The following is a 22035-nucleotide window of genomic DNA, read 5'->3' on the forward strand; positions in this document are numbered from 1 at the left end:
ACGGTGAAACCCTGGTGATGATTTCTACGCCCTGCTAGATACCTTTATAGGGTGATCGTGCCCCTTCTCCCCACTTCAGCATGACCTCGGCAACGCTGACCCGTGCCCGTCGCCTGCACCTCCTCGTCACCCTGGGCGTGCTCTCCGCCTTCGGCCCCCTCTCGCTCGACCTCTACCTGCCCGTCCTGCCGGAACTCGCCGCCAGCCTGGACACCACCGACTCCCTCGGCCAGCTCACGATCTCGATGTGCATGATCGGCCTGGCCACCGGCCAACTGCTCGCCGGGCCGCTGAGCGATCGCACCGGCCGCCGCGTCCCGCTGCTGGTCGGGGTGGTCCTCTACGTCGTGACCTCGGTGCTGTGCGCCCTCGCCCCCAACATCTGGACGCTCATCGTCCTGCGCCTGCTGCAGGGCCTCGCCGGAGCGGCCGGCCTGGTGATCGCCCGCGCGATCGTCCGCGACCTGTTCGACGGCGCCGAGGCGGCCCGCGTCTTCTCCCTCATGGTGCTGGTGACCGGGCTGGCCCCGATCCTCGCCCCGCTCGCCGGGGGGCAGATCGCCCGTTTCACGGACTGGCGGGGCCAGTTCGTCGCGCTCGCCGTCATCGGCGCCGTGATCGCCGCCGCCGCGTTCACCCTCCCCGAGACGCTGCCCGCCGCGCGCCGCCACGACGGCGGCCTGCGCGAGGCGCTGCGGCACTTCGGCCTGCTGGTCAGGGACCGCTGGTTCCTCGGCCACGCCCTGGTGATCTCCACGAGCTTCTGCGCCCTGTTCGCCTACATCTCCTTCAGCTCGTTCGTGCTGCAGAGCGCGTACGCGATGAGCCAGCAGGGCTTCTCGGTCGTCTTCGCGGTCAACGCGCTGGGCCTGATGATCGCGGGCCAGGTCAACGGGGCGGTGGTGCGCCGGTTCCCGCCGCGTCGCATGCTCGCCTTCGGCGTCGCCTACGGCCTCACCGGCACGTGTCTCGCGGTCGCCGCCGTGCTGCTCGGCTGGGGGCTGCCCGGCCTGCTGCCCGGGATCTTCGTCACGGTCTCCGGCATGGGCCTGATCATGCCGAACGCGACCGCGCTGGCGATGGAGCCGCACGCCGAGCGGGCGGGCACCGCGTCCGCGCTCATCGGCATGCTGCAGTTCGTCACCGGCGCCGCCGTGCCGCCGCTGGCCGCGCTGGGCGGGGCCACCGCCCCGGCCATGACGTTGACCATGGTCGGCTCGATGGCGGTGGCCCTGCTGCTGCTCCTGCTCCTGCGGACGATCCGTCAGCCGATCACCACCCCGACACCGCGGTGATGTGACCGAACCCGCCGTCGCGCCGCCGGTAGAGGAGGGCCCCCCGCCCGGTCAGCGCGTCGGCGTAAAACAGGAAGAGCCGGTCGGCCGGCGCGAGGCGCTCGATCGCCTCGTCCAGCGTGAGCGCGGGCGTCGGCTCCTCGTCCACGGACACCGGCAGGTACGTCACCGGCGGCCGGACCGCCTTCAGCCACGCCATCCGGTACCCGTCGCCGGAGCGCCACACCACCGCGTCGCCTCCGGTCGCCGCGTCCGTGAACAGGTAGAAGTCGTAGTCCCGCAGCTCCATGTCGAAGATCGCGTGGTCCACGGTGGTCGGCTCCGGCTCGACGTACTTGCGCCGCAGCACCGCCTGGCGTCCCGGGGCGAGGGCCGGGGTGGCCGTCCGGATCGTGTTCCGGTGCCGCCTCCCCTGCAGGGACCGCCAGTCGCGGGCGGTGCGGTCCAGCCGCACCCGGAGCCGTTCCAGCAGCTCGGTGAGGGCCTCCCGGACGGTCATTCCCTCCGCCTCGGCGCGGACCATGCGACCGTTCACGTTCAGGCTCGCCTCGGCGATCGGCAGCCGGTCCGGGCCGGGCTCGGCGGGCCGGGTGAGCTTCACCCGCGCGGACAGGACGGGTTCCCCGCAGTTCTGGGCGAGCGCCGCCACCTTCTCCTGCGCCCGCGTTACGACCGCCCGCGACACTCGGCCACGCGTCACCGTGTGAACGTCCTGGGCGGCCAACGCGGCATGCGCCGTTCTGGTCATAACGGCCCCTCCTTCTCAGTGGTCCCACTGATGAGCCTTCCGCCCTAGACGATCAAGCAAAAGGGACCTTCGTCCCCCGCGCCGCCGGTCCTAGGTCCCGCCGCCGGGCGGGCCGTACGCGATGAAACCGCAGGTGGCGGCCGGTCAGACGGCCTCGCGCGACGCGGCGATCGCGTCGGCGAGCCCGGAGGGGAGCGGATAGGGCCGCTCGGGCGGCAGCAGCGCGGCGGCCCGCTCAAGGTCGCCGGCCCGCACCGCCGCGTGCACCGCCCGGGCGTCCTCGGTCACATCCGTGATCGCCACCGTCCACTCGTCCACGTACCGGCGCACCGCCTCGCCCGCGAGCCCGATCTGCACCGACCGGTAGGGCAGCGCGTTGAACGCGAAGTCGCGCTCCGGATCCCACTGAATGCGCACCGGGCTCTCCCGCAGCCGCCGCGCCCACGCGTCGTGGTCGGCGTGCACGTCGGCGTCGAAGTGGCTCAGGCACGCGTGCGCCAGCGCCCACTCGAACCCGTCCCGGGCGATGTCGACGGCGAGCACGTGCTCCTGCCCGGGCTTGGTCGCGTAGCCGCACCGGTACATCATCCACAGGAACGACGGCTTGATCCACGTCATCCGCTCGCGTTTGAACGGCGGCACGAACCGCTGCGCCTCGACGGCGGGGACGGCGATCTCCGGTCGATACGCCTGATAGACCCTGACCGTCGTGTCGGTGTACGCGGCGCGGATCTGCCGATAAGGAACATCCATGTCGCCCGAGGGTGCCCGTCGCACGGCCGCCCCGGCAACCGCGATTTCCACCGGGCGGTCAGCTCCGGGTCGGCGCGCGTCGCTGGGGGACCTTCTCGATGACGGTGGTGCCGGTCTCGGACTCCAGGATCGGGGCGTACCCGGCGGCGCGCAGGCCGTCCAGGGTCTCGCGTTCCGGCGCCGAGCTGATCAACACCGTGGGGGCGATGCGGCGCAGGCGCAGCGTGCGGAGGGCGCGGGCGCGGACGAGTTCGTCGAGGAGGGCCTCGTCGTCGGAGCGGATACAGCAGCCGGAGCGGACGACGCGCATCCGGCCGTGGGTGCGGCCCACGTCCTTGATCAGGTATTCCAGGGGCTGGGGGAGCGGGGATTCGGCGACGTCGGCGAGGCGGGTCAGCAGGCCGTCGGCGGTGTGGCCGGAGTCGAGGGCGCGACGGATCGTGGCGGGGGTGAAGCGCCAGACCACGGCGTGGCCCTCCGACTCGCGGTCGGCGGCGGCGTCGAGGAGCTCGGCGAGTTCGGGGGCGGGGGTGCCGCCCGCCATCGCGGTGAGGTCGGCCTGGAAGACGGCGGTGGAGCGGGCCCGCGGCAGGAGTTCGGTGAGCGCCTGTCGCAGGGACTCGTCGGCGGCCCGCCACGGCCGGCCGCCGCGGAGCAGGTCGAGGACGGCCCGGCCGACCCGGGTCAGCGCCCCGTGCGCGACCACGCCGAGCAGTTCGGCCTCGTTCAGGGTCGCCAGGACGCGTTCGGCGACCTGGGGGCCATCGCTCACCTGGTGCGGGCGGTGCCATCGGGCCCGCTCAAGCACGTACGGCACGGGCGCCCCCGGCGCCGCGTCGAGCGCCTCGAGCACGCCGTGCCGCAGCCCGACGGCGGTCCAGTCGGCGGGCCGGACGAGCGCTACCCGCGTTTCCTCCGGATCCGGCCAGTACGTGAAGATCTCGTTCGCGCTGGCCCAGGCGGCGATGATCGGCGCGAGCCGTTCGGCGGGGGGCAGCCGCAGCCAGTCGTCGTAGGCCGTGGTCGGCATCGCCGCGCTCGGCGGCTCGGACTGGCGTCCCCGCCGGCCCCGGACCGCCTGAGGCTGTTCGCTCAGCACCCCGAGCAGATCCGCCTGGGCGCACAGGTCCAGCCACAGCCGGGCGACCCGCTCCTCGACCCCCGCCGCCTTCGCCGCCCGCTTGGTCTCCCGCACCGCCACCCCGCCGGCCTTGCGCAGCCCCAGCGGCTGGGCGGCGCAGGCGGCGAGCAGCCGGTCGATCTGGGCCGCCGCCGCGATCGCCGCCGCCTGGGCGGAGCCGTCGACGTCAACCGGCGCGGGCGGCTCTGCCGGAGGCTCGGGCGGGTGGGGCGCGAAGGGCGCGCGCACGCCGCCGAGCAGCGCCACCGCCACCTCCCGCGGCAGCTCGGCCATGTCGGGGAGCCCGGCGGGCAGCAGCAGGCCACGGGCGGCGAGCCAGTCGGTGGCGGCGTCGCCCTTGCCGGCCGCGTACGCGTACCGAGGGTTCGCCAGGTGGACGAGGCCGCCGAGGGGGCGGAAGGCGAGCGTGCGCAGCCGCGACCCGTGTTCGAGGATCTCCCGCGCCCAGTCCACGACCCCCTCGGGGGCCTCGGCGAGCAGGGCGAGCACCCGCTCCGGATCGGCCAGCGTCGCCAGCACGGCCCGCTCGGCCGTGTCCCTGTTGGGGGCCTTGGGCAGGCCGAGCGCGTCCGCGACGCGGTGCACCTCGCCCGCGTTCAAGTACGCCGCCATGAGCTCCCCGGCCGTACGGCCGAGCCCGAGCCCGCCGCCGAGGTGCAGGTGGGCGAGGTTCGACACGATCACTTGGTCGCCGTGCGGCGGCAGCACCACGGCCGCGTCCTGCAGCGCGGCGAGGACGGCCTCGGCGGCGGACCGCAGCTCGGGGTCCGAGCCGCCGACGATGTCGAGCACGTCGGCGCGAGGCACGGCCCGCCGGGCGGGGTCGTCGTGGCTCCAGTAGCCCTCCTGGAACGGCCCGTACGCCTGCTCGGCCAGCCAGACGACGGCGGCGAGCACCTGGGTCTCGGGCAGCGTGCAGTGCGCGATGAGGGCGGTCGCGGCGGGGTGCCGCAGCAGCAGGTGGGCGGCGTCGTGGTCGGCGTTTCCGCGCATGACGAGTTCCGCGCGGGCGAAGATCGCCGCCTGCTGCTCGGGGGTCCGGGTGCTGAGCCAATCGGCCAGTCGTCGCTCGGTGCTCACCGTCGAAGCCTAGCGACCGGGGACGACAGCGGCGGGGAATCTCCGCTGGTCAAAACCGACATCCCGGTTGATAGGTTTTGCCGGTAATAGCGTAGACGTATGGACAATCGGAGGATTGGCGGGGTGGAAGTCGAACAGACCGTGCTGCCCGGCATCGGGTTGCGGCACGAGTTCACCACGCGTTCCGGCCGTCGGATCGGCGTCGTCTCACATCGTACGGGACGCCGAGATCTCGTGATCTACGATCCGGACGATCCGGACAGGGTATGCGAGACGGTCAAACTCAACGACGAGGAGGCGGACGCGCTCGTCGAACTGCTCGGCGCCCCGCGCATCGTGCAGCGCCTCAACGCGTTGCACCGGGAGGTCGAGGGCCTGGTCAGCCTGCAACTGCCCATCCCCTCCGGCACGCCGTACGTCGGCCGCCCGATGGGCGCGGCGAGGGTGCGGACCCGCACCGGCGCCTCGATCGTGGCGGTGGTCCGCGGGGGGCAGGTGTTCGCCAGCCCCGGGCCCGACTTCACGCTGGCCGCTCAGGACATTGTCGTCGTCGTCGGCAGCCCGGAAAGCACCGCGGCGGTCGCCGACATCTTCTCCCACGGTTAACCGATAAGGGCGGCGCGTGCACCATACGGCGATCCTGTTTCTCGAATTCGGCGCGGTCCTGCTCGGCCTCGGTGTCCTCGGGGCACTGGCCTTGCGGGCCGGAATATCCCCCATCCCCCTCTATCTGATCGCGGGCCTGGCCTTCGGCACCGGCGGTTTCCTCCCCCTGGCCACCAGCGAGGAGTTCATCGCCACGGGCGCCGAGCTGGGCGTGATCCTGCTGCTGCTCACCCTCGGCCTGGAGTACAACGCCGACGAACTGGTGACCAGCCTGAAAGGCAACGCCCCGGCGGGCCTGGTCGACCTGGTGCTCAACGCCGCGCCGGGCGCGATCTGCGCCCTGCTGCTCGGCTGGGGGCCGGTCGCGGCCGTGGCCATGGCGGGCGTGACCTACGCCACCTCCTCGGGCATCACCGCCAAGGTGCTGTCCGACCTGGGGTGGATCGGTAACCGCGAGACCCCGGTGGTGCTGTCGCTGCTGGTCTTCGAGGACCTCACGATGGCCGTCTACCTGCCGGTGCTCACCGCCATGCTCGCCGGGGTGGGCCTCGCCGCCGGAGCGGTGACGGTGGCGGTCGCGCTCGCCACGGTGAGCGTCGTGCTCCTGGTGGCGCTGCGCTTCGGGCGGTGGATCGAGGCGTTCGTGTCCAGCCCCAACTCCGAGGTCCTGCTGCTGAAGGTGGTCGGCCTGGCGCTGCTCGTCGCCGGCATCGCCCAGGAGCTCCAGGTGTCCGCCGCGGTCGGCGCCTTCCTGGTCGGCATCGCCCTGTCCGGCGAGCTCGCCGAGGACGCCCAGGCGCTGCTGGCCCCGCTGCGCGACCTGTTCGCCGCGGTCTTCTTCGTCTTCTTCGGATTGCAGACCGACCCGTCGAAGATCCCCCCGGTGGCCGGGCTCGCCATGGCGCTCGCCCTGGCCAGCATCGTCACCAAGCTGCTCACCGGCGTGATCGCCGCCCGCCGGGCCGGCATCGCCAAGGCCGGCCGGATCCGCGCGGGCATCGCGCTGGTTCCCCGAGGCGAGTTCAACATCGTCATCGCCGGTCTGGCGGTGGCCGCGGGCGCCCACCCCGATCTGGGGCCCCTGGCGGCGACGTACGTGCTGATCCTCGCCGCGTTCGGCCCGCTGGCCGCACGTCTTGTCCAGCCGCTCGTCGAGGCGATCGCGAAACGGGCCTGACGCCGGGCCGGTTGCGCCGCCAGGCCCACGCGCCGAGCGCCGCCGCTCCGATGAGGAAGGCCACGTTGTGGGCGTACTTGGCGGTTTCCGGCACGTCGCCGAACGGTACGGCGAGGAACCCGATGACCGCCCGCGCCAGCAGAGCGCCCGTCACCAGCGCGACCAGGTGACGGGTGCTCCACCGTTCCGAGCGCGAGAGCGCGGCCACGCCCGCCGCCGCGGCGGTCAGCAGGGCGAGCCCGGCGGCGACCCCCGGCCAGGTCTCCGGCAGCAGGTTGAACGCCAGCGCCGCGGCCAGCGAGACCAGCCCGGTCACGATCGGCGCGGATACGGCCCGCTCCCGTCGTGGCCGTTCGCGGCGCCACACGGTGACGGCGGCGGCGACCAGCAGCGCGATCACGACGAGCGCGCCGACGATCTGCGCGGCCGAGGCGTGGTCCCGCTCGCTCGCCAGATGGCCGCGCAGGACCAGCCAGGCCGCCGCGACGTACAGCAGCGCCGTGACGGTCAGGCCGGGCAGGCGCAGCCAGGGGCGCTTGGCCACCGGTGCGGGCCCGGCCAGCGACTCGACCAGGGCGATCGGGATCGCGAAGCTCCAGATGACGTGCCCGGGGATGAAGTTCAGCGCGTGGCTCGCGCTGATGCCCAGCGGCTCGATCAGGGTGCCCAGGCGCTGCTCGTTCCAGCCCTCGTAGCCCTGGTAGCTCTCGCTGAACAGCGACTGGTCGATGACGCCCGCCTGCGCCACGCCGAGCGCCGCCGCCAGGGCGAGGATCCCGGGCCAGTGCAGGCCGAACCGCCGCGCGAGCTCGCGGATCAGCAGGGCGGGCGCGCCGTACAGGGGGGCGAAGATCAGCAGCCCGGCGGCCAGCGCCGCCGGGTCCCCGGTGATCTCCAGGTAGCCGGTGATGTACTCCGCGCACAGCGGGGCGAGCAGCACCAGCCCCGCCGCTAGGGCCCACCGGGTCAGCCGGGGGTACGGCTCGCCCCCCGCGCTCATCGGCGGCCCGCCGATGCGGCGGCGAGCAGGGCGCCTCCCAGCACCGCGATGGACAGGTTGGCGAAGATCTCGTAGCCCCGCAGGGCGGCGATGTACGGGATGACGAACCGGTTGAAGACGTTCACCCTCAGCCCCCCATGATCTGTCGTCGACGAGACGGCCCCGGCGGCCGAGCGTGGCCTCCACCTGGTAGCGGTCCTCAGCACTCATGTTCCCTCCTTGGTCTCGTCAAGGAGGTTAGGTCCGGGGGCGGCCCGCGTAATTTACGTTCTCGCGAGCTGTGGATAACTCACCGCTGTGGAACCAGATGCCAGGCGCCCCCGATAACGGTACTGGCCGGAGGTGCCGATGTTGAGACACACGTGGTACTCGTCGTGCGCGTGGCTGGGCAGCGGGACCTTGGGGCCGCGCGGGTAGCGGTAGCGCTGCAGCAGCACATCGTCCTAGAGCCGCCCCTGCACCCGGGTACGGCCCGGCCCGTCGTCGTCGGCGCCCATGACACCCCCTGCCAGCTGATAACCGACATCCTGCGCTTGTATCCATAAACCAGATCGAAACGCCATGCGGGATCGGCGTCCTGGTGGCGAGCGGGTCGCGAGTGTCGGTGGCGTCCAATACGGTCGTGGACTCGGAAGGGGGTGTCGTGTGGCGGACCAGCGGGCGCTGAGTCTGGACTCGCTCGCGGTGAGCGACCGGTTCAGGCTGTTCAACTTCACCCGGCGCGACGATCACGTGGAGTACCTGTGGGTGCTGCGCGCGATGGACCGGCTGCGCGAGGTGCATCACGTGCAGGTGGACGGCGAGCAGGTGGCGGCGGCGCTCGCCGAGTTGGCCGAGCTCCACGACGACGTGCCCACGTTCGACGGCAACCTGCGCGACCGGCTGGACGCGCTGTACGAGGACGGGGTGGTGCACCGGTTCGACGACGCCTCGCGGGCCGGCAGCCTGATCCGCTACCGCAACCGGCAGTCGGTGTACCAGTTCAGCGAACTGGGCTACTGGGCGTACACGGCCGTCGAGGGGCTGCTCGCCGCGCGGATCCAGGACGCCAACCTGTCGCGGCTGGTGTTCTCCGACATCCTGGAGGACCTCAAGGCGCTCGCCGCCGCCAACCGGGCCGGCCGTCCCGAGCAGGTGTACCGCAGGCTGTCCCGCCTGGACTCGGTCATGGAGGACATGGGGCGCCGCTCGGCCCACTTCCACGTGACGCTCGGCGAGATCATGCGCTCCACCGACACCTCGCCGGACACCTTCCTCCGGCACAAGAACGCGCTGCTCACCCACATGTCGGACTTCATGTCCGAGCTGGACCGCTACCTGCCCCGTCTCGACCGGGCCGTACGCGAGGTGGAGGAGACCGGCCTGGCCACGCTGCTCTCCCGGGCCGCCGAGGCCGACGAGCGGCCGTTCATGAGCGAAACCGACCGGCTGGAGGACTGGCGGCGGCGGTGGGACGCGCTGCGCGCCTGGTTCGCGCCCCCCGCGTCGCCGTCCGGGGGCGGCACGTCGCGGGCGCGCGAGCTGCGCGCCGCCACCCGCACCGCCGTGTCCGGGGTGATCGCGCTGCTGCGGCAGATCACCGAGGCGCAGCGCGGCGGCGTCAACCGGTCGTCGCAGCTTCGGCACCTGGCCGAGTGGGTGCACAACTGTCCCGACGAGGGGGCGGCCCACGCGCTGATGGGGGCCGCGTTCAACCTGCGCTCGGCGCGGCACGCCGGCGGGGCGCATGACGACGACGAGCAGATCTCACCGCGATCCACCTGGTGGGACGCGCCCGGCGTGGAGATCTCGGTCACCCTGTTCCGCAGCGGCAAGGCGCCCACCCCCGGCCTGCCGCAGCCGGTGCGCGCCAACCGGGGGGCCCGCGCCGCGCTGCGCGAAAGCCAGGCGGCCGAGCGTGCCGCCGAGCGCGCCGCCGCGGGCGGGCTGGTCGCGGCGGGGGCGTACGACCGGGTGCTCGACCCGACCGAGACCCGCGTGCTGCTGAAACTGCTGACCAAGGCGCTGGAGAGCCGCTCGGTGGTGGCCGGGCGCCTGCGCGGCGGCACGGGGGCCAACGACGTGATGATGATCCGCCTGGTGCCCGACGCGGCGGGGAGCACGATCGCCACCACGCAGGGGCGGCTGCATCTGCCCGGGTTCCGGGTGGAACTCGGGGGACGTCCGTCCGGGCAGGGGTCGTCCGGACCGCTGGGGGTGGTGTGATGGCGTTACGGACGCGTGCCGCGCGCGATGTCGAGCCGGGCGACCTCGGGTCGTACCAGCAGGCCGTACGGCGGGTGCTGACCTGCGATTTGATCACGCCGACGCGGCCTCGGCCCGGCGTGCTCGACCAGGTGCTGCGCTGGGCCGACGAGCTCACCCGTGACATGCGCGAGTTGTTCGGCTACACGCTCATCGCCAGCACGCACATGGTCAGGCTCGTGCGACGGCTGGACGCGCTGGATCCGACGCAGCGGTCGGTGTTCGCGCGCAAGGGCAAGCCGTTCGACCGGCGCAGGCTGGCGTACCTGTGCCTGGTGCTCGCCTCGTTCCAGCGCTCCCGCGTCGAGATCAGCCTCGCCGACCTGGTACGGGTGTTCACGCCCGCGGCGAACGCGATCGAGGGGCTGGGCTTCGATCCGACCGTGGTCGCGCACAAGGCCGCCGTCGTCGACGTGCTCGACTGGCTCGTCGACCGCGGCGCGTTGCGGCTGTCGGACGGCTCGCTGGAGTCGTGGGTGCGCGACACCGAACAGGGCGACGCGCTGTACGACATCGACCACGAGATCTGCGCCGTGCTGTTCCGCCCGGCCCGGCCGATCCAGCATTTGACCAGCGTGGCCGGGCTGCTGGACGAGCCGATGGGGCCGGGACTGCCCCGCGACGCCGTGTTGCGCCGGGCGCGGCGGCTGCTCGTCGAACATCCCGTCGTGTACTTCGCCGACGTCGACCCGGCCATCGCCGACGCGCTGCGCACCCCGGCCCTCGCCGCCGATCTTGCCCGGCTCACCGGGCTGGTGGTGGAACGGCGGGCCGAGGGCATCATGCTGGCCGATCCCGGCGGCACGTTCACCGACCGGCCGTTCCCGGGGCGCGGCGGGGCGGTCAACCGTACGGCCGGACTGCTGCTGGCGAAGATCGCCGATCTTTTGGAGGACCGCTCGCACACGCCCTCGCGGCTTCCGGCGCCGCCGCCCGCCGAGGACCACGCCGACCTGGTCGCGCGCGTCGACGCCGGGCTGCCGCGCGAGGGTGTCGTGGCCGAACTCGCCTGGACCACCCCCGAGCCGGAGTACGGCGCCGCGCCCGGCCCGGAGCCGTTGCCCCCCGCCGAACTGCCGCTGGTGGAGATGAGCCGGCTCGAGACGATGATCGACGAGCTGTTCGAGGAGTTCGGTCCAGCGTCGTTCACGGGGCTGTGGCAGCAGGATCCGCGTGGCCTGCTCACCGCCGCGATCTCCTACCTGTCCGACCTTTCGCTGCTGCGCCCGGTGCCCGGCGGAGTGCTGGTGCCGCCCGCGGCGCTGCGCTACCGCAACATCAGGGCGGCCCTGCCCGAACGACCCCAGGACGACCAGCTTCCGCTGGAGCTGCCCACCACCGAAGGACGAGGAGCGTCGTGAACCTCCGCAGCGACCGGTTCAAACCGAGCCGGGCCGGGATCATCAACCTGTGGGACTACGCCGACGAGGAGTTCGTCTTCGGCGACGGACGGCTCGTGCTGCGCGGGCACAACGGGTCCGGCAAGACCAAGGCGCTGGAGGTGCTGTTCCCGTTCGTCCTCGACGGCGTGGCCGACGCCCGGCGACTCGACCCGTTCAGCGGCGAGAACCGGACGATGAAGTCCAACCTGCTCTACCGGGGGCAGGAAGCCGAATACGGCTACGTCTGGATGGAGTTCGCTCGTACTGCCGACTCGGGCAACGGCGCCGACTCCCGCGACGGCACCGGTTCCGGTTCTGGCCGCGGGTCGGGCATCGGCAACGGTTGTGGCCCCGAGTCCGGCGCCCCTCACCGCACCGACGCTGACACCGCACGGGGTCCCGGAGCCGACGGCGTCGAGACCGTCACACTGATCATCGGGTTGCGGGCGCACCGCAATCGCGATGGGGTGCGTACCTCGTTCTTCGTCACCGGGCGGCGGCTCGGCGTCGACTTCGGGCTGCTCACGCTCGACGGGCGTCCGCTCACCGAGAATCAGCTCAAGACGATCCTCGAACCGGGATCGAGCTTCTCCACCGCCACCGAGTACCGGGCCGCCGTGGACGCCCGGCTGTTCGGGCTCGGCCGTGAGCGCTACACGCAACTGCTTGACCTGTTGCTGGCGCTGCGCCGCCCGCTGCTCGCCAAGGACCTTGACCCGGGCAAGGTGTCGGACACGCTCACCGCCGGACTCAGCCCCATCGACGAACTGCTCGTCGACCAGGCGGCCCGCGACTTCGAGAACCTCGCGGCCGTGCAGAAGCAGTTCGACGACTACAGCGTCGCCGACGCCGCCGTCCGGACGTTCCTCGCCGACTACACCGAATACCTGCGTACGCACGCCCGGCACCGGCTCGACCGCATCGAGGCGTCCAAGGCCGTCGCCGTCGAACACGCCGGGACGATCGCGCGGGCGACCGCGGAGCTGAGCCGGGCCACCGCCGCGCACGAGGCCGCCGTCGAGGCGAGGCAACAGGCCGACACGGAGCGGCAGGCGCTGGAACGGCGGCTCGCCGCCCTCCGGGAACACGACGCATACCGAGCGCAACACGACATCGAGCTGCAGCGGCGGCAGATCGCCCGTACCCAGGAGGAGATCGTCAAAGAGCGGGCCAGGCTCGCCGCCGGCGCCGAGCACCTGGCCGCCCTGGAACGGGAGGCGGACGAGCTGGCCGAACGCCTCGAACGGGGGCGATCGACCATCGACACCCTCGCCACCCACCTCGCCGACGCCGCCGAACGCGCCGGCATCGCCTTCGACGGCGACGGCCCGGCGGACACCGGCGCGGACCTCGCCGTCACCTCGCGGGCGCGCAGCACCGCCCGCCGTGACGACATCGCCGAGGTGCGTACGCACCTGCGGCAGATGCGCGACGCCGAGCACGACCGGCAGCGGGCGGAGAGCGATCTCCACACCGCCGAGGAGGCGCTCACCGAAGCCGAAGGCCGCTGCGAGGAGGCCGGCCGCGACTTGGCGAAGGCCCGCCGCGCCACCCGGGACGACCTGCGGCGGTGGGCCGAACGATGGACGTCCGCAGACGAGCCGGTCGCCACGCCGGACGACGCCGAAGCACTGACGGAGGCGGTCGAACGCCTCGGCGAACCCGGCGCGCCCACCCTGGTGGAGATCTTCACCGCCCGCTCGGACGCCCGCCGCCTGGAGATCGCCGCCCGCGCCGAACGCCTGGCCGCCCGCGTCTCCGCGATCGACGCCGACCTGGACCGGCTCGCCCGGGAGCGGGCGGCGATCGCAGCCGAGCGGGACGACGCCCCTCCGACGAACGACCTGCGCATCGCCGACCGGGACGGGCGGCCCGGTGCGCCGCTGTGGCGGCTCGTGCGGTTCGGCGACGACGTGGACCCGGCGCGGGCGGCGAGCATCGAAGGCGCCCTGTACGGAGCCGGGCTGCTCACCGCCTGGCTCCACCCCGACCCGGCGCTCACCGAGGCCGCCGTACGGGCGGGGGAGGCGGACGGCTACCTGATCGCCGCACCCGAGGACCACCGCCCGGCCGGCCCGACGCTCGCCGACGTCCTGGTGCCGGAAGACCAGGACCTCGTCCCCGCCGAGGTCATCACCGCCGTTCTCCGCTCGATCCGCCTGGCCGACGACCTCCTCCCACCGCCGCACGATGCCGCCCCGGCCCCGGCCACGACCGGCCATGTCGCGGACCCGTCGGGCCAAGTCGCGACTCCGTCGGCCTCCGCCATGACCTCGCAGGGCGCGCTTGCGGCGGACCGGATCGCGGCGTCCGCTGCTCCGGTTTCTGCCGTGTCCCACCAGGATGTGGTTTCGGCTGGTCAGAATGGGGGTCGTGCCGGCCAGGTCCCGGGTTCGGCGGGCCGTAACGCGCTGCCCACCGCTTTGGTCCCCGTCGTGACCGTGCGGGCGCAGTTCGGGTACGGCGTGTACGTCGGCGCACGCCCCAAACCGGCTCCCGAGTTCATCGGCGCGACGAACCGGGCGAACCGGCGGCGTGCCCGGCTTTCCGAGTATGACGAGCTGCTCGCGGGCCTGCGTGCCGAGCGGGAGATCGCCGAGGAAGAGTCGGCGCTGGTGGCCGCCCTGGTGAAAGACTTTCGCCGGGCCCAGGACGAGCTGCCCGCAACCCAACCGGTCAGCAGGGCCGTACGCGCTGTCGAGCACCACGCCACGCTGCTCGCCGCCGCACGAGAGACCCGGGCACGGCACGCCCGAACTCTGGACTCGGCCGTCGCCGAGGTCGATGCCCGCCGTCGTCGGCTGCGGCAGGCCGCGGCGGAGCGGAACATGCCCACCGCTCCCGACGACGTGGACGCCGTGGCCCGTGCCGTCGATGACTTCGACCAGACCGCTCAGCGCCTCGACGCCGAACGCCGCCAGATCACCATCACCGAGAAGGACGCCGCCGCCCGCCAGGCTGCGATAGCCCGCCAGCGCGGGCAGCACGCCGACGACAGCGAGGCTCTGCGCGTCAAGGAGGCCGAGCACAAGGCCTCCGTCGAGGAGTTCGAGGCGCGTGAGCAGTCCCTCGACGCTCCGCTGAAGGAGGTGCTCGCCCAGATCGAGGGCATCGAGACCCGCCTGAAGGCGGTCCGCGCGGCGTACCGGGACGCCGACGGCCGGGCCTCTACCGAACACGACAACGTGATCACGGCGAGGAGCGACCTCAAACACGGCCGTACGTCCCTCGCCGAGGCACTCGACCACCTGTACGAGCACATCGCCGCCTTCGCGCCGTACGCCCACCGCGACCTTCGCCCGATGCTCGGCGTCACGGCCGCCGCCCCGTGGCCCGCCGAGCTCGGACGCCCCGACCCCGAGCAGATCATGGCCCCCGTCCGGGCGGCGGCCTCCGAGAGATCGCCGGGGCGTGCCTCGACGGATGATCGCGCTGCCGATCCCGCTGCGAAGACCGACGCGAGAGAGCCGAACGGCGGGCCCGGCGTCGCCGGGGCGGCCGAAGGTGGCGGGGCCGCCGGGCAGGGCGGGGCCGCTTCCGGCGTGGGGGATCACGCAGGTCCGGCCGGGGGCGCGATCGATCCCGATACGGCCGTTCGTGCGGCTCTGCCGGAGGGGGTCGCCGAGTTGCTCGACGCCTTCCGGGAAGCGTTGAGCGGCGTCCGGGTCGTCGGCGAGAGCGCGTTGAAGAGCGTCTCCGGCCAGATGTCGGCGGCGTTGCGTGCCTTTCAGGAGGCGCTCGACGGCTGCGGCGAGGACTACCGCGTCGACCACGATCCGGGCGCGACCGGCGTCGTCATGGTCTGGGTCAACGACGAAGGCGGACGCAACCCGGTCGCCGCGTTCGCCCGCCGTATCGCCGACCGCGTGCAAGAGCAGGGCGTGTTGCTGGAGGAACGGGAGCGCACCGTTCTGGAGGACGAGCTGCTGACCGGCCTCGCCCAGCAGATCCACGACCGCGTGCTCGCCGCCAAGGATCTGGTCGTCGGCATGAACCAGGACACCCGCTCGCGGCGCATGTCCTCCGGCACCGCCATCGGCATCCGCTGGGGCCGCTCGGATCGCATGACCGACCGCCAGCGCGCCGCGTCCCAGCTCCTCGAACGCGACGCGCACGGCCTCGGCCCGTCCGGCCTGGCCGAGCTGCGCGGCCTGCTGCGCGAGATGATCCGCGACTATCGCGCCACCCACCCCCGCGCTACCTACCGCCAGGCCCTCGCCGACGTCCTCGACTATCGCACCTGGTACACCTTCGAGCTGCGCCTCGCGGTCCCGGGCGAGCCCGAGGTGAAGCTCACCAAGGCCAAGCACGAGGAGATGTCCGGCGGCGAGAAATCCGCAGCCATCCACCTGCCGCTGTTCGCCGCCGCCAACGCCCTGTACTCCTCGGCGAAGCCCACCTGCCCCCGCCTGATCGCCCTCGACGAGGCCTTCGCCGGCATCGACGACCGCTACAAGCCCGAACTGCTCGGTCTCACCGTCAAGTTCGACCTGGACCTGTTCATGACCGGCCACGACCTGTGGGTGCACTTCGACACCGTCCCCATGGCCGCCCACTACGACCTGCACCACGACAAGTCCGCCCACGCCGTCTCCGCCATGCTCATGCTCTGGGACGGCACCCAGACCATCGACGCCGACGCCGGCTTCGCCGGCAACGACGACCTCGCCACCCTCCTCCTCGGCATCGCTCCCACCCGCCACGCCCCGCTCAGCGCGGACGACACCCTCCTGTCCGCGATGGCCGCGGCGGAGCCCATCCCCGAGGAGACCGGCTCCGAAGAAGTGGACGCCACCGCATGACCATCCCGCCTGCTCCGAACATCCCGCCTGGTCCGGCCGTCTCGCCGGGTTCGAGTGTTCCGTCTGGTCCGGTCGTCTCGCCCGGTCCGGTCTCGCCGGGTTCGACCGTCTCGCCTGGACCGACTGGTGTCGCGCGCTTCAACGACCCTGAGTTCCACCGTCTTCTCAAAGCCGTCAGGCGTTCGCTGGAGCGTACGGGCTGGGACCTCGGCCGCACGATCGTCGTCAAGGACCCCACGGAGGCCGAGCGCAAGGCCATCTCCGGGATCACCGGCAAATATCATCGCCCCGGCATCGGCCGTATCGAGATCCCGCTTCGCGACCTCGACGCCGCCGTACAGGCGTCGACGGGTCTCACCCTGCCGGCCCTCTTGGAGGAGATCGGCCCTCCGCTGCGCGATCGCCCCGCCGAGAACGCCGCCGACGCGGCCGCCCGATCGGCGGTGCTGGAAGCCGCCCGATCCAGCCCGTTGCACTCGTCGGCGTCCTGGTACCGCGACTGGCTGACGTCGCTGGTCAAGGACGGCACCGTGAGCAGACTGCTGCGGCGTCCCGAGACCGCTGACGCCCTTGCGCAGGCCGTGAGGGTGCTGGAGTTCCTCGAAGCCCGGCCGACAGCCGAGACGCTGATCACGCTGGCGGAGTTGGCCGTTCGAGTGACCGGGGACACCAAAGCCCTCAACATCGGACGGGGCCGGACGGCTGAGGCCCTGCCGAGGCTCGTCCTGCGGGCGATCGCCATCCGCACCGCCACCCCCAGGCCGGACAGCGCGGAGGAGCGTCGCCGGCTGTGGGAGTCCGTCGGCGTCGTCCCCGACGATCTCGCCAGCCGCGTACTCGTGCTCAATCTCCCGGCGGAAGGCGCGGGGCTGGGGGAGTGGCTCACCGGGGCGGCCGGTCTCGGCGTTCCCTTCCACGTCACCCTGCACCAGCTCACCGCCCTTCCGATCACCGTCCGCCACCCGGTCGTGCACGTCTGTGAGAATCCCGCGGTCCTGCGCCGCGCGTCCGCCGAGCTGGGCTCCGCCGCACTCCCGCTGCTCTGCACCGAGGGCCGCCCCTCAACGGCCTTCCACCGTCTTGCCGAGATCATCACGTCGGGCGGTGGAACCCTGCGTTACCACGGCGATTTCGACTGGCCCGGCATCGCGATGACCAACTCCCTCATCACCCGCCATGGGGCCGTCCCCTGGCGAATGTCCGCCGCCGACTATGTCGCCGCCGTCACCGCCGAATCAGACCACATCTCCCTCGATGGCACACCGCAGCCCACGCCGTGGGACCCCGCGCTCGCCGAGCTCATGGCCCACCACCGCCACGCCATCTACGAGGAGGCAGTCGCGGATCCCCTGATCGCCGACCTCTCCCGTCATGGCTGACGCCCCGCCGCGCGGCTCCGCCGTACCTGGGCCGCGCAGCCTCGTCCCGCAATTCGATTTGTGCTGGTTCAAGGGAACGGGTGTGACGTCCTTCGGGTGGCTCGGCGTACCGTCGTGTGGACGAGGAGGGCGGAGATCGCGCCTACGGCGTACCAGAGCAGGTCCGGGGGGTTGAAGGTGGAACCGAGGACCAGGCGGGCGAGGGTGCTCTGCCGGGACAGTTCCGCCGGGATCGGGGTGAGCTGGAGGAATTCGATCGCCCAGCTCAGGCCGAGGGCGGCGAGAGTGGCCGTGAGCGGGCGGATTCTGGGGATCGCCAGGACGCACAGCGCGTACAGCAGGACGGTGTAGAGGGCGTCGCCGACGTACTTGGCGAAGGAGCCGTCCGACAGGGCGCGGATGGCCAGGCCGGCGGCCACCGTCGCAGCCACGGCCGCCAGCGCCGTTAGGCGGGCTTGTGTGAGGTGGTTTCTCACAACTGGTCCGGAGTGTTGCGATCGGCGGTGGTCTGGTGGCGCACTTGTTGGTGCTTGTGGCTGTACGGACCAGCGGGGGCGCGGTCGGCGGCGTGGCGCTGTGGCTTGGGCTCGGCGGCGGGTCCGGTGGCCCGGGGAACCGGGGTGGTGTCCGGGTGGGCGTGGACGCGCATGTCGTGGACCTCATGCTCTCGCGGCGGGGTGGTCACACGGGATTCTGCTGGACTCTCGGGGACAGATGCGGATATTTCAGGATGGAAGGATGCCATTTCGGGGGTGAACACTGGAAATCAGTGGAAGGGACTGGAAGCGGCGGGTTTTGTGGGTGGCCTCTGCTACTGTGCCGCGCGTGGAACTGGACGTGATCGAGGCGCGCATCGCCGGGCTTCGCACGCAGGTCAGGCAGGCTGTGGCGGCAGGTGACCGCGAACGCGCCCGCTGGTTGCGGGCCGAGTTGCGGGCCGCCGAGCGTGCCTGGGAGGAGGCGCTCGAACCCGAGGCGGAGAGCGGGCCGAGTTCCGGGCCGTACGCGGGGCCGTATGAGGGGCCGAATTTCCGGCCGGATGCTGTGCCGGATGCTGTGCCGAATGGGGGGCCGCGATCGAGGCTCGGCGCGGAGGGCGGTGGGGCGGTGTCGCGGGCGCCGTTGTTGCCGGTGCGGGAGCAGGTGCATCAGGCGCTCGCCCTGCTGGGCGTGCCCACCGCCGCGCGGCTGATCGTGGCCGTGCACGAGGCGTTCTTCGGCGGGAACGTCACCGCCGCGCAGCTCAGCAGCCTGCGCCGGGACGAGGAGCGGTCGTTCCGCGCCGCGCCGTACGCGCGGCCGTACTATCTGTGCGCCGCGCTCACCGCCGACCTGTTGTCGCCGGCGCGCGGGCTGCTGGCCAGCAGCACCTGGCCGATGGCGACGCGGATCATCGGGCCGCTCAGTTCCCGTACCGGGTTTCTCACCTCGGCGATCCGCATCGCGGAGCACATCATGCGGCTGAGAGAGGCGGGCAAGGACGCCTCGCCGAGCGCGCACACGCTGCTCGCGCGCATGGCGCGCACCATCCCCGGCGCGGTCGAGGGGTACGGCGCGGCCGACCCGGCCACCGTGGTCGCCGCCGCCGGGGCCGAGCTCGCCGTGCACGAACCGGCCGACCGGGCCCGCCGGGCCGCCGCCGCGGAGCGGGCGGTGCAGCATCTGGACGCGGCCGCCCAGCTCTTCGGCGCGGGCCTGCGGACGGCCGCCAGGACCGGGAGGACCGCGTGAGCCGGCTGGACTTCCTGCGAGGCCCCGTGCCCGCCGTGGACCACAACGCGCGCACGATCGCCGCGCTCGCCGCCAATCCGGGCTGCAACCGGCGGGCGGTGCTGGACGCGGCCGGGGTGGACAAGCAGGCCACCGCGCGTCATCTGGGGTATCCGGTGCCGTTCGGGCAGTCGGTGTTCGCGATCACGCGGGCGAAGGCGTTCGAGGAGCAGGTCAAGGCGGGCGGCTGCGCCGACCTGCTGCGGCTGCTGCGCGAACTGCTCGGGCTGACGATCCCCGAGGTGGCCTACGACGACATCGCCGACGTCGGCGGCAACGCGAGTCACGCCGTACGGCACGCCCGCACGAGGACCCTGCTGCGCCGCGCCGCCGAGAACCCCGAGAACCCCGAGAACCCCGAGGACGCGGGGACGCTGTTCGACCACCCGCTGCTCCGGCTCGACGTGGGCGGGCAGGAGGTCTACCTGGAACCGGACGTGATCGCCTTTCAGGCGGCGGGACGGTTCCACGTCGTCGCGATCAAGTCGTTCGCGGTCGTGGACGGGCAGGCCGAGCCCGCGAAGGTGGCCGCGGCGGCGCGGCAGGCGGCGGTGTACGTGCACGCGCTGCGCACGATGTTCGAGGCCGAGGGCATCGACCCCGGCAGGGTCGCGCACAACGTCGTGCTGGTGTGCCCGAAGGACTTCGCCAACACGCCCACGGCGACGCTGGTGGATGTGCGCCAGCAGCTCACCGTGCTGACGCGGCAGCTCTCCCGGCTCACCCGCGTCAACCGCATCCTCGACGAACTGCCGCCGGACCTCACCTTCGACCTGCGCGTGGACGCGGACGGCACGCCCACCCGGTCGTCGGCCGACCTGGCACGGGCGATGCGGCGGGTGGAGGCCAGGTTCACCCCCGAATGCCTGGCGAGCTGCGAGATGGCGTACTTCTGCCGCGCCGAGGCGCGGGAGTGCGGATCCACCGGTGCCCTCGGCCGGGCCGCCCGCGACGAGCTCGGCGGCGTTGAGTCCATCCCGGTCGTCATCGGCCTCGCCGACGGCACGCTCGAACCCTCCGAGGACCAGGCGGAGATCGCCGGGCAGCTGCGGCTCGCGCACCGGCTCTACGCGGATCTCGTCACGCGGCTCACGCCCGACGCCGACGCGCCGCTCCGCGCGGAGTTCGTCGCCGAGGTGCACGCGGGGACCGTCGCATGAGCGTGCTCACCGCGTACGCACGGGCCAGGGCCGTGCGGGAGGGGCGCGCGCAGCCGATCGCCACCGTCCGGCATCTGCACCTGTCCGAGCGGCCGATGGTGTTCATCCCGCTGCGTCTGGCCGGGGAGGCCGCCGCGCCGCTCGCCGCGATGATCGGCACCGACCCGGCGGAGCCGTACCTGCTGGCGGTGCCGCAGCCGCGCGACCGCGACCTGCGCTTCGCCTTCATGGCCGAGCTGGCGTCGATCCTGCTCCCGTACGTCGAGGGGTTCGCCGCGCGGACCGAGACGGTCGAGGGGAGGAACCCGTACGAACGCAGCCTGGACGCGCCGCAGATCCTCGTGCCGAACCGGCGGGGGATCGCCTTCACCAAGCTGCTCGGCCGCTCCTCCCGGTTCCGCCGCGCCGACGGGCCCTATCCGGTGCATCCGTCGGTGCCGGTGCTCGGGCAGTGGCTGACGTTCCTCGCCGACAGGGGCGAGTTTCCCGGATCGTCGATGCTGGTGGCGATGACCGAGGCGCTCGCCGCGCACTGGGCGACCGGGCAGAGCCAGGTGGAGGACGGCAACCTCGCCGCGCTCGTCGGCTGGATCGCTCCGCCCGACGGCATGACCGGTCCGGAGGCCGCCGCCGCGGCCGAGGACATGCTGTGGTCCCCGCCCGCCGGGCCGGAGACCGCGCCCGACTTCGACTCCCAGGTGCTCGCGCCCGCGATCCGCGCCTTCGCCGCGTCCGGCTCGGACGCCCAGGTGCGCGACGCCGTACGGTCGCAGCTCGAACCGACCTGGGAGCTGATGTGGCGGGCCGTCGGGTTGCTGCGCGGGCTGCCCGCGGCGGCGGGGGTCGCCGGGCGGTGGGAGCGGGACCGCGCCGAGTTCACCCGGGAGGCGACGCGGCTGGCCGAGGGCGGGCCGCCGCGGGGCAGGCACGACAGCGCGGTCGGCGCGGCCGTGCGGCTGTCGAACATGGAACGGGCGCTACAGGACTTCGAGGCACGGCGGGCCCTGGACGATCCGCTCGTGATGGCCGAGCACCGGATGGCGGGCAAGGCGTTCGAGGGCACGGTCGTCGCCGTCGAGGCCGAGCGGAGGATCATCCCGCCGGGTGGGGCGCGGCCGGTCAACCGGCCGCTGGTCACCGTTGAGACCTCCGATCCGGTACGGCTCGCGCCCGGCGACCGCCTCGTCTCCCCGTCGCGGCCCAAGCAGAAGAACGAGGTGGTCGAGGTACGGCCCGGCACGGTCGTGCTCCAGGTCAACGACGGCATGGGCCGCGGCGCGCGGCCCGCGCCCGGCAGCGTCCCGGACGTCGGGGAGATCGTCTGCTACGCCGATCTCGACCTCGGCGAGGGGCGCGGCTTTCCGTTCCCTTCGCGGGAGGAGACGCCGTGGACGCACGGAGGTCCGCCCGCTGAATACGTCCCCACCGACGAGGACGCCATGGAGGAATGGTCGTGAGGTCCTCTCCCGCTCCCGGGCAACCGCATCTGATCACCCGT

At 72.8% G+C, this 22035-nt stretch carries 16 protein-coding genes; 10 read left to right on the forward strand and 6 right to left on the reverse strand.

The genetic code is table 11. The annotated features are described in order from the left end of the window. Window positions 1-80 precede the first annotated feature (80 nt). Window positions 81-1295 carry a multidrug effflux MFS transporter gene (locus AB0K60_RS35520; protein WP_364065517.1) on the forward strand — a complete coding sequence of 405 codons (1215 nt, stop codon included), beginning with the start codon at window positions 81-83 and terminating at the stop codon, window positions 1293-1295. On the opposite strand, the gene AB0K60_RS35525 is transcribed toward AB0K60_RS35520, so the two are convergent. The 3 genes from AB0K60_RS35525 to AB0K60_RS35535 form a co-directional block, all read right to left on the reverse strand. Further along, a complete protein-coding gene (locus AB0K60_RS35525; RefSeq protein ID WP_364065520.1) occupies window positions 1273-2043 on the reverse strand; it encodes a sigma 54 modulation/S30EA ribosomal C-terminal domain-containing protein in 771 nt (256 codons plus the stop codon). The two genes, AB0K60_RS35520 and AB0K60_RS35525, sit on opposite strands and share 23 nt — an antisense overlap. A gap of 144 nt (window positions 2044-2187) precedes the next feature. Then, window positions 2188-2796 carry a DUF4291 domain-containing protein gene (locus tag AB0K60_RS35530; RefSeq protein WP_364065522.1) on the reverse strand — a complete coding sequence of 203 codons (609 nt, stop codon included), beginning with the start codon at window positions 2794-2796 and terminating at the stop codon, window positions 2188-2190. 58 nt (window positions 2797-2854) lie between these two features. Continuing rightward, window positions 2855-5017 carry a helicase-associated domain-containing protein gene (locus tag AB0K60_RS35535; protein WP_364065525.1) on the reverse strand — a complete coding sequence of 721 codons (2163 nt, stop codon included), beginning with the start codon at window positions 5015-5017 and terminating at the stop codon, window positions 2855-2857. 123 nt (window positions 5018-5140) lie between these two features. Here AB0K60_RS35535 and AB0K60_RS35540 point away from each other — a divergent pair, with 123 nt between their 5' ends. Both AB0K60_RS35540 and AB0K60_RS35545 read left to right on the forward strand, forming a co-directional pair. Continuing rightward, entirely contained in the window at window positions 5141-5623 is a 483-nt protein-coding gene (locus tag AB0K60_RS35540; protein WP_364065528.1) for a cation:proton antiporter regulatory subunit, read from the forward strand. 16 nt (window positions 5624-5639) lie between these two features. Further along, complete coding sequence (locus AB0K60_RS35545) at window positions 5640-6800, forward strand: cation:proton antiporter (RefSeq protein WP_364065531.1); 1161 nt, start codon at window positions 5640-5642, stop codon at window positions 6798-6800. Between the two features lie 996 nt (window positions 6801-7796). Here the strand turns inward: AB0K60_RS35545 and AB0K60_RS35550 are convergent. Further along, window positions 7797-7925 carry a hypothetical protein gene (locus AB0K60_RS35550; RefSeq protein ID WP_364065534.1) on the reverse strand — a complete coding sequence of 43 codons (129 nt, stop codon included), beginning with the start codon at window positions 7923-7925 and terminating at the stop codon, window positions 7797-7799. A 520-nt stretch (window positions 7926-8445) separates the two neighbouring features. Here AB0K60_RS35550 and AB0K60_RS35555 point away from each other — a divergent pair. The 4 genes from AB0K60_RS35555 to AB0K60_RS35570 are packed head-to-tail and all read left to right on the forward strand — an operon-like array spanning window position 8446 to window position 17607. Continuing rightward, window positions 8446-10005 carry a TIGR02677 family protein gene (locus tag AB0K60_RS35555; RefSeq protein ID WP_364065537.1) on the forward strand — a complete coding sequence of 520 codons (1560 nt, stop codon included), beginning with the start codon at window positions 8446-8448 and terminating at the stop codon, window positions 10003-10005. Further along, window positions 10005-11405, forward strand: a complete 1401-nt coding sequence (locus tag AB0K60_RS35560; protein ID WP_364065540.1) for a DUF2398 family protein — start codon at window positions 10005-10007, stop codon at window positions 11403-11405. The genes AB0K60_RS35555 and AB0K60_RS35560 overlap by 1 nt, the downstream gene beginning before the upstream one ends. Next, entirely contained in the window at window positions 11402-16228 is a 4827-nt protein-coding gene (locus tag AB0K60_RS35565; RefSeq protein ID WP_364065543.1) for an SbcC/MukB-like Walker B domain-containing protein, read from the forward strand. The genes AB0K60_RS35560 and AB0K60_RS35565 overlap by 4 nt, the downstream gene beginning before the upstream one ends. Continuing rightward, the gene (locus AB0K60_RS35570; protein WP_364065546.1) at window positions 16225-17607 is read left to right on the forward strand and encodes a TIGR02679 family protein; all 1383 of its coding nucleotides are present in this window, start codon (window positions 16225-16227) and stop codon (window positions 17605-17607) included. The genes AB0K60_RS35565 and AB0K60_RS35570 overlap by 4 nt, the downstream gene beginning before the upstream one ends. Window positions 17608-17675: 68 nt before the next feature. Here the strand turns inward: AB0K60_RS35570 and AB0K60_RS35575 are convergent, their stop codons facing one another. Beyond that, window positions 17676-18038: a DUF2809 domain-containing protein gene (locus tag AB0K60_RS35575; protein ID WP_364065549.1), complete on the reverse strand. Its 363-nt coding sequence runs from the start codon at window positions 18036-18038 to the stop codon at window positions 17676-17678. A gap of 41 nt (window positions 18039-18079) precedes the next feature. Continuing rightward, entirely contained in the window at window positions 18080-18292 is a 213-nt protein-coding gene (locus AB0K60_RS35580) for a hypothetical protein (RefSeq protein ID WP_364065552.1), read from the reverse strand. A gap of 140 nt (window positions 18293-18432) precedes the next feature. Between AB0K60_RS35580 and AB0K60_RS35585 the strand changes: the two genes are divergently transcribed. From AB0K60_RS35585 to AB0K60_RS35595, 3 genes are read left to right on the forward strand one after another with little or no spacing between them, the layout of a single operon-like run. Further along, the gene (locus tag AB0K60_RS35585; RefSeq protein WP_364065555.1) at window positions 18433-19338 is read left to right on the forward strand and encodes a hypothetical protein; all 906 of its coding nucleotides are present in this window, start codon (window positions 18433-18435) and stop codon (window positions 19336-19338) included. Beyond that, window positions 19335-20537, forward strand: coding sequence for a hypothetical protein (locus AB0K60_RS35590; protein ID WP_364065558.1), 1203 nt, complete (start codon window positions 19335-19337; stop codon window positions 20535-20537). Before AB0K60_RS35585 ends, AB0K60_RS35590 begins: the two co-directional genes overlap by 4 nt. Then, window positions 20534-21994 carry a hypothetical protein gene (locus AB0K60_RS35595; protein ID WP_364065561.1) on the forward strand — a complete coding sequence of 487 codons (1461 nt, stop codon included), beginning with the start codon at window positions 20534-20536 and terminating at the stop codon, window positions 21992-21994. The genes AB0K60_RS35590 and AB0K60_RS35595 overlap by 4 nt, the downstream gene beginning before the upstream one ends. Window positions 21995-22035: the final 41 nt, after the last annotated feature.

This window comes from Thermopolyspora sp. NPDC052614 (assembly GCF_040678635.1).
Taxonomy (GTDB): domain Bacteria; phylum Actinomycetota; class Actinomycetes; order Streptosporangiales; family Streptosporangiaceae; genus Thermopolyspora.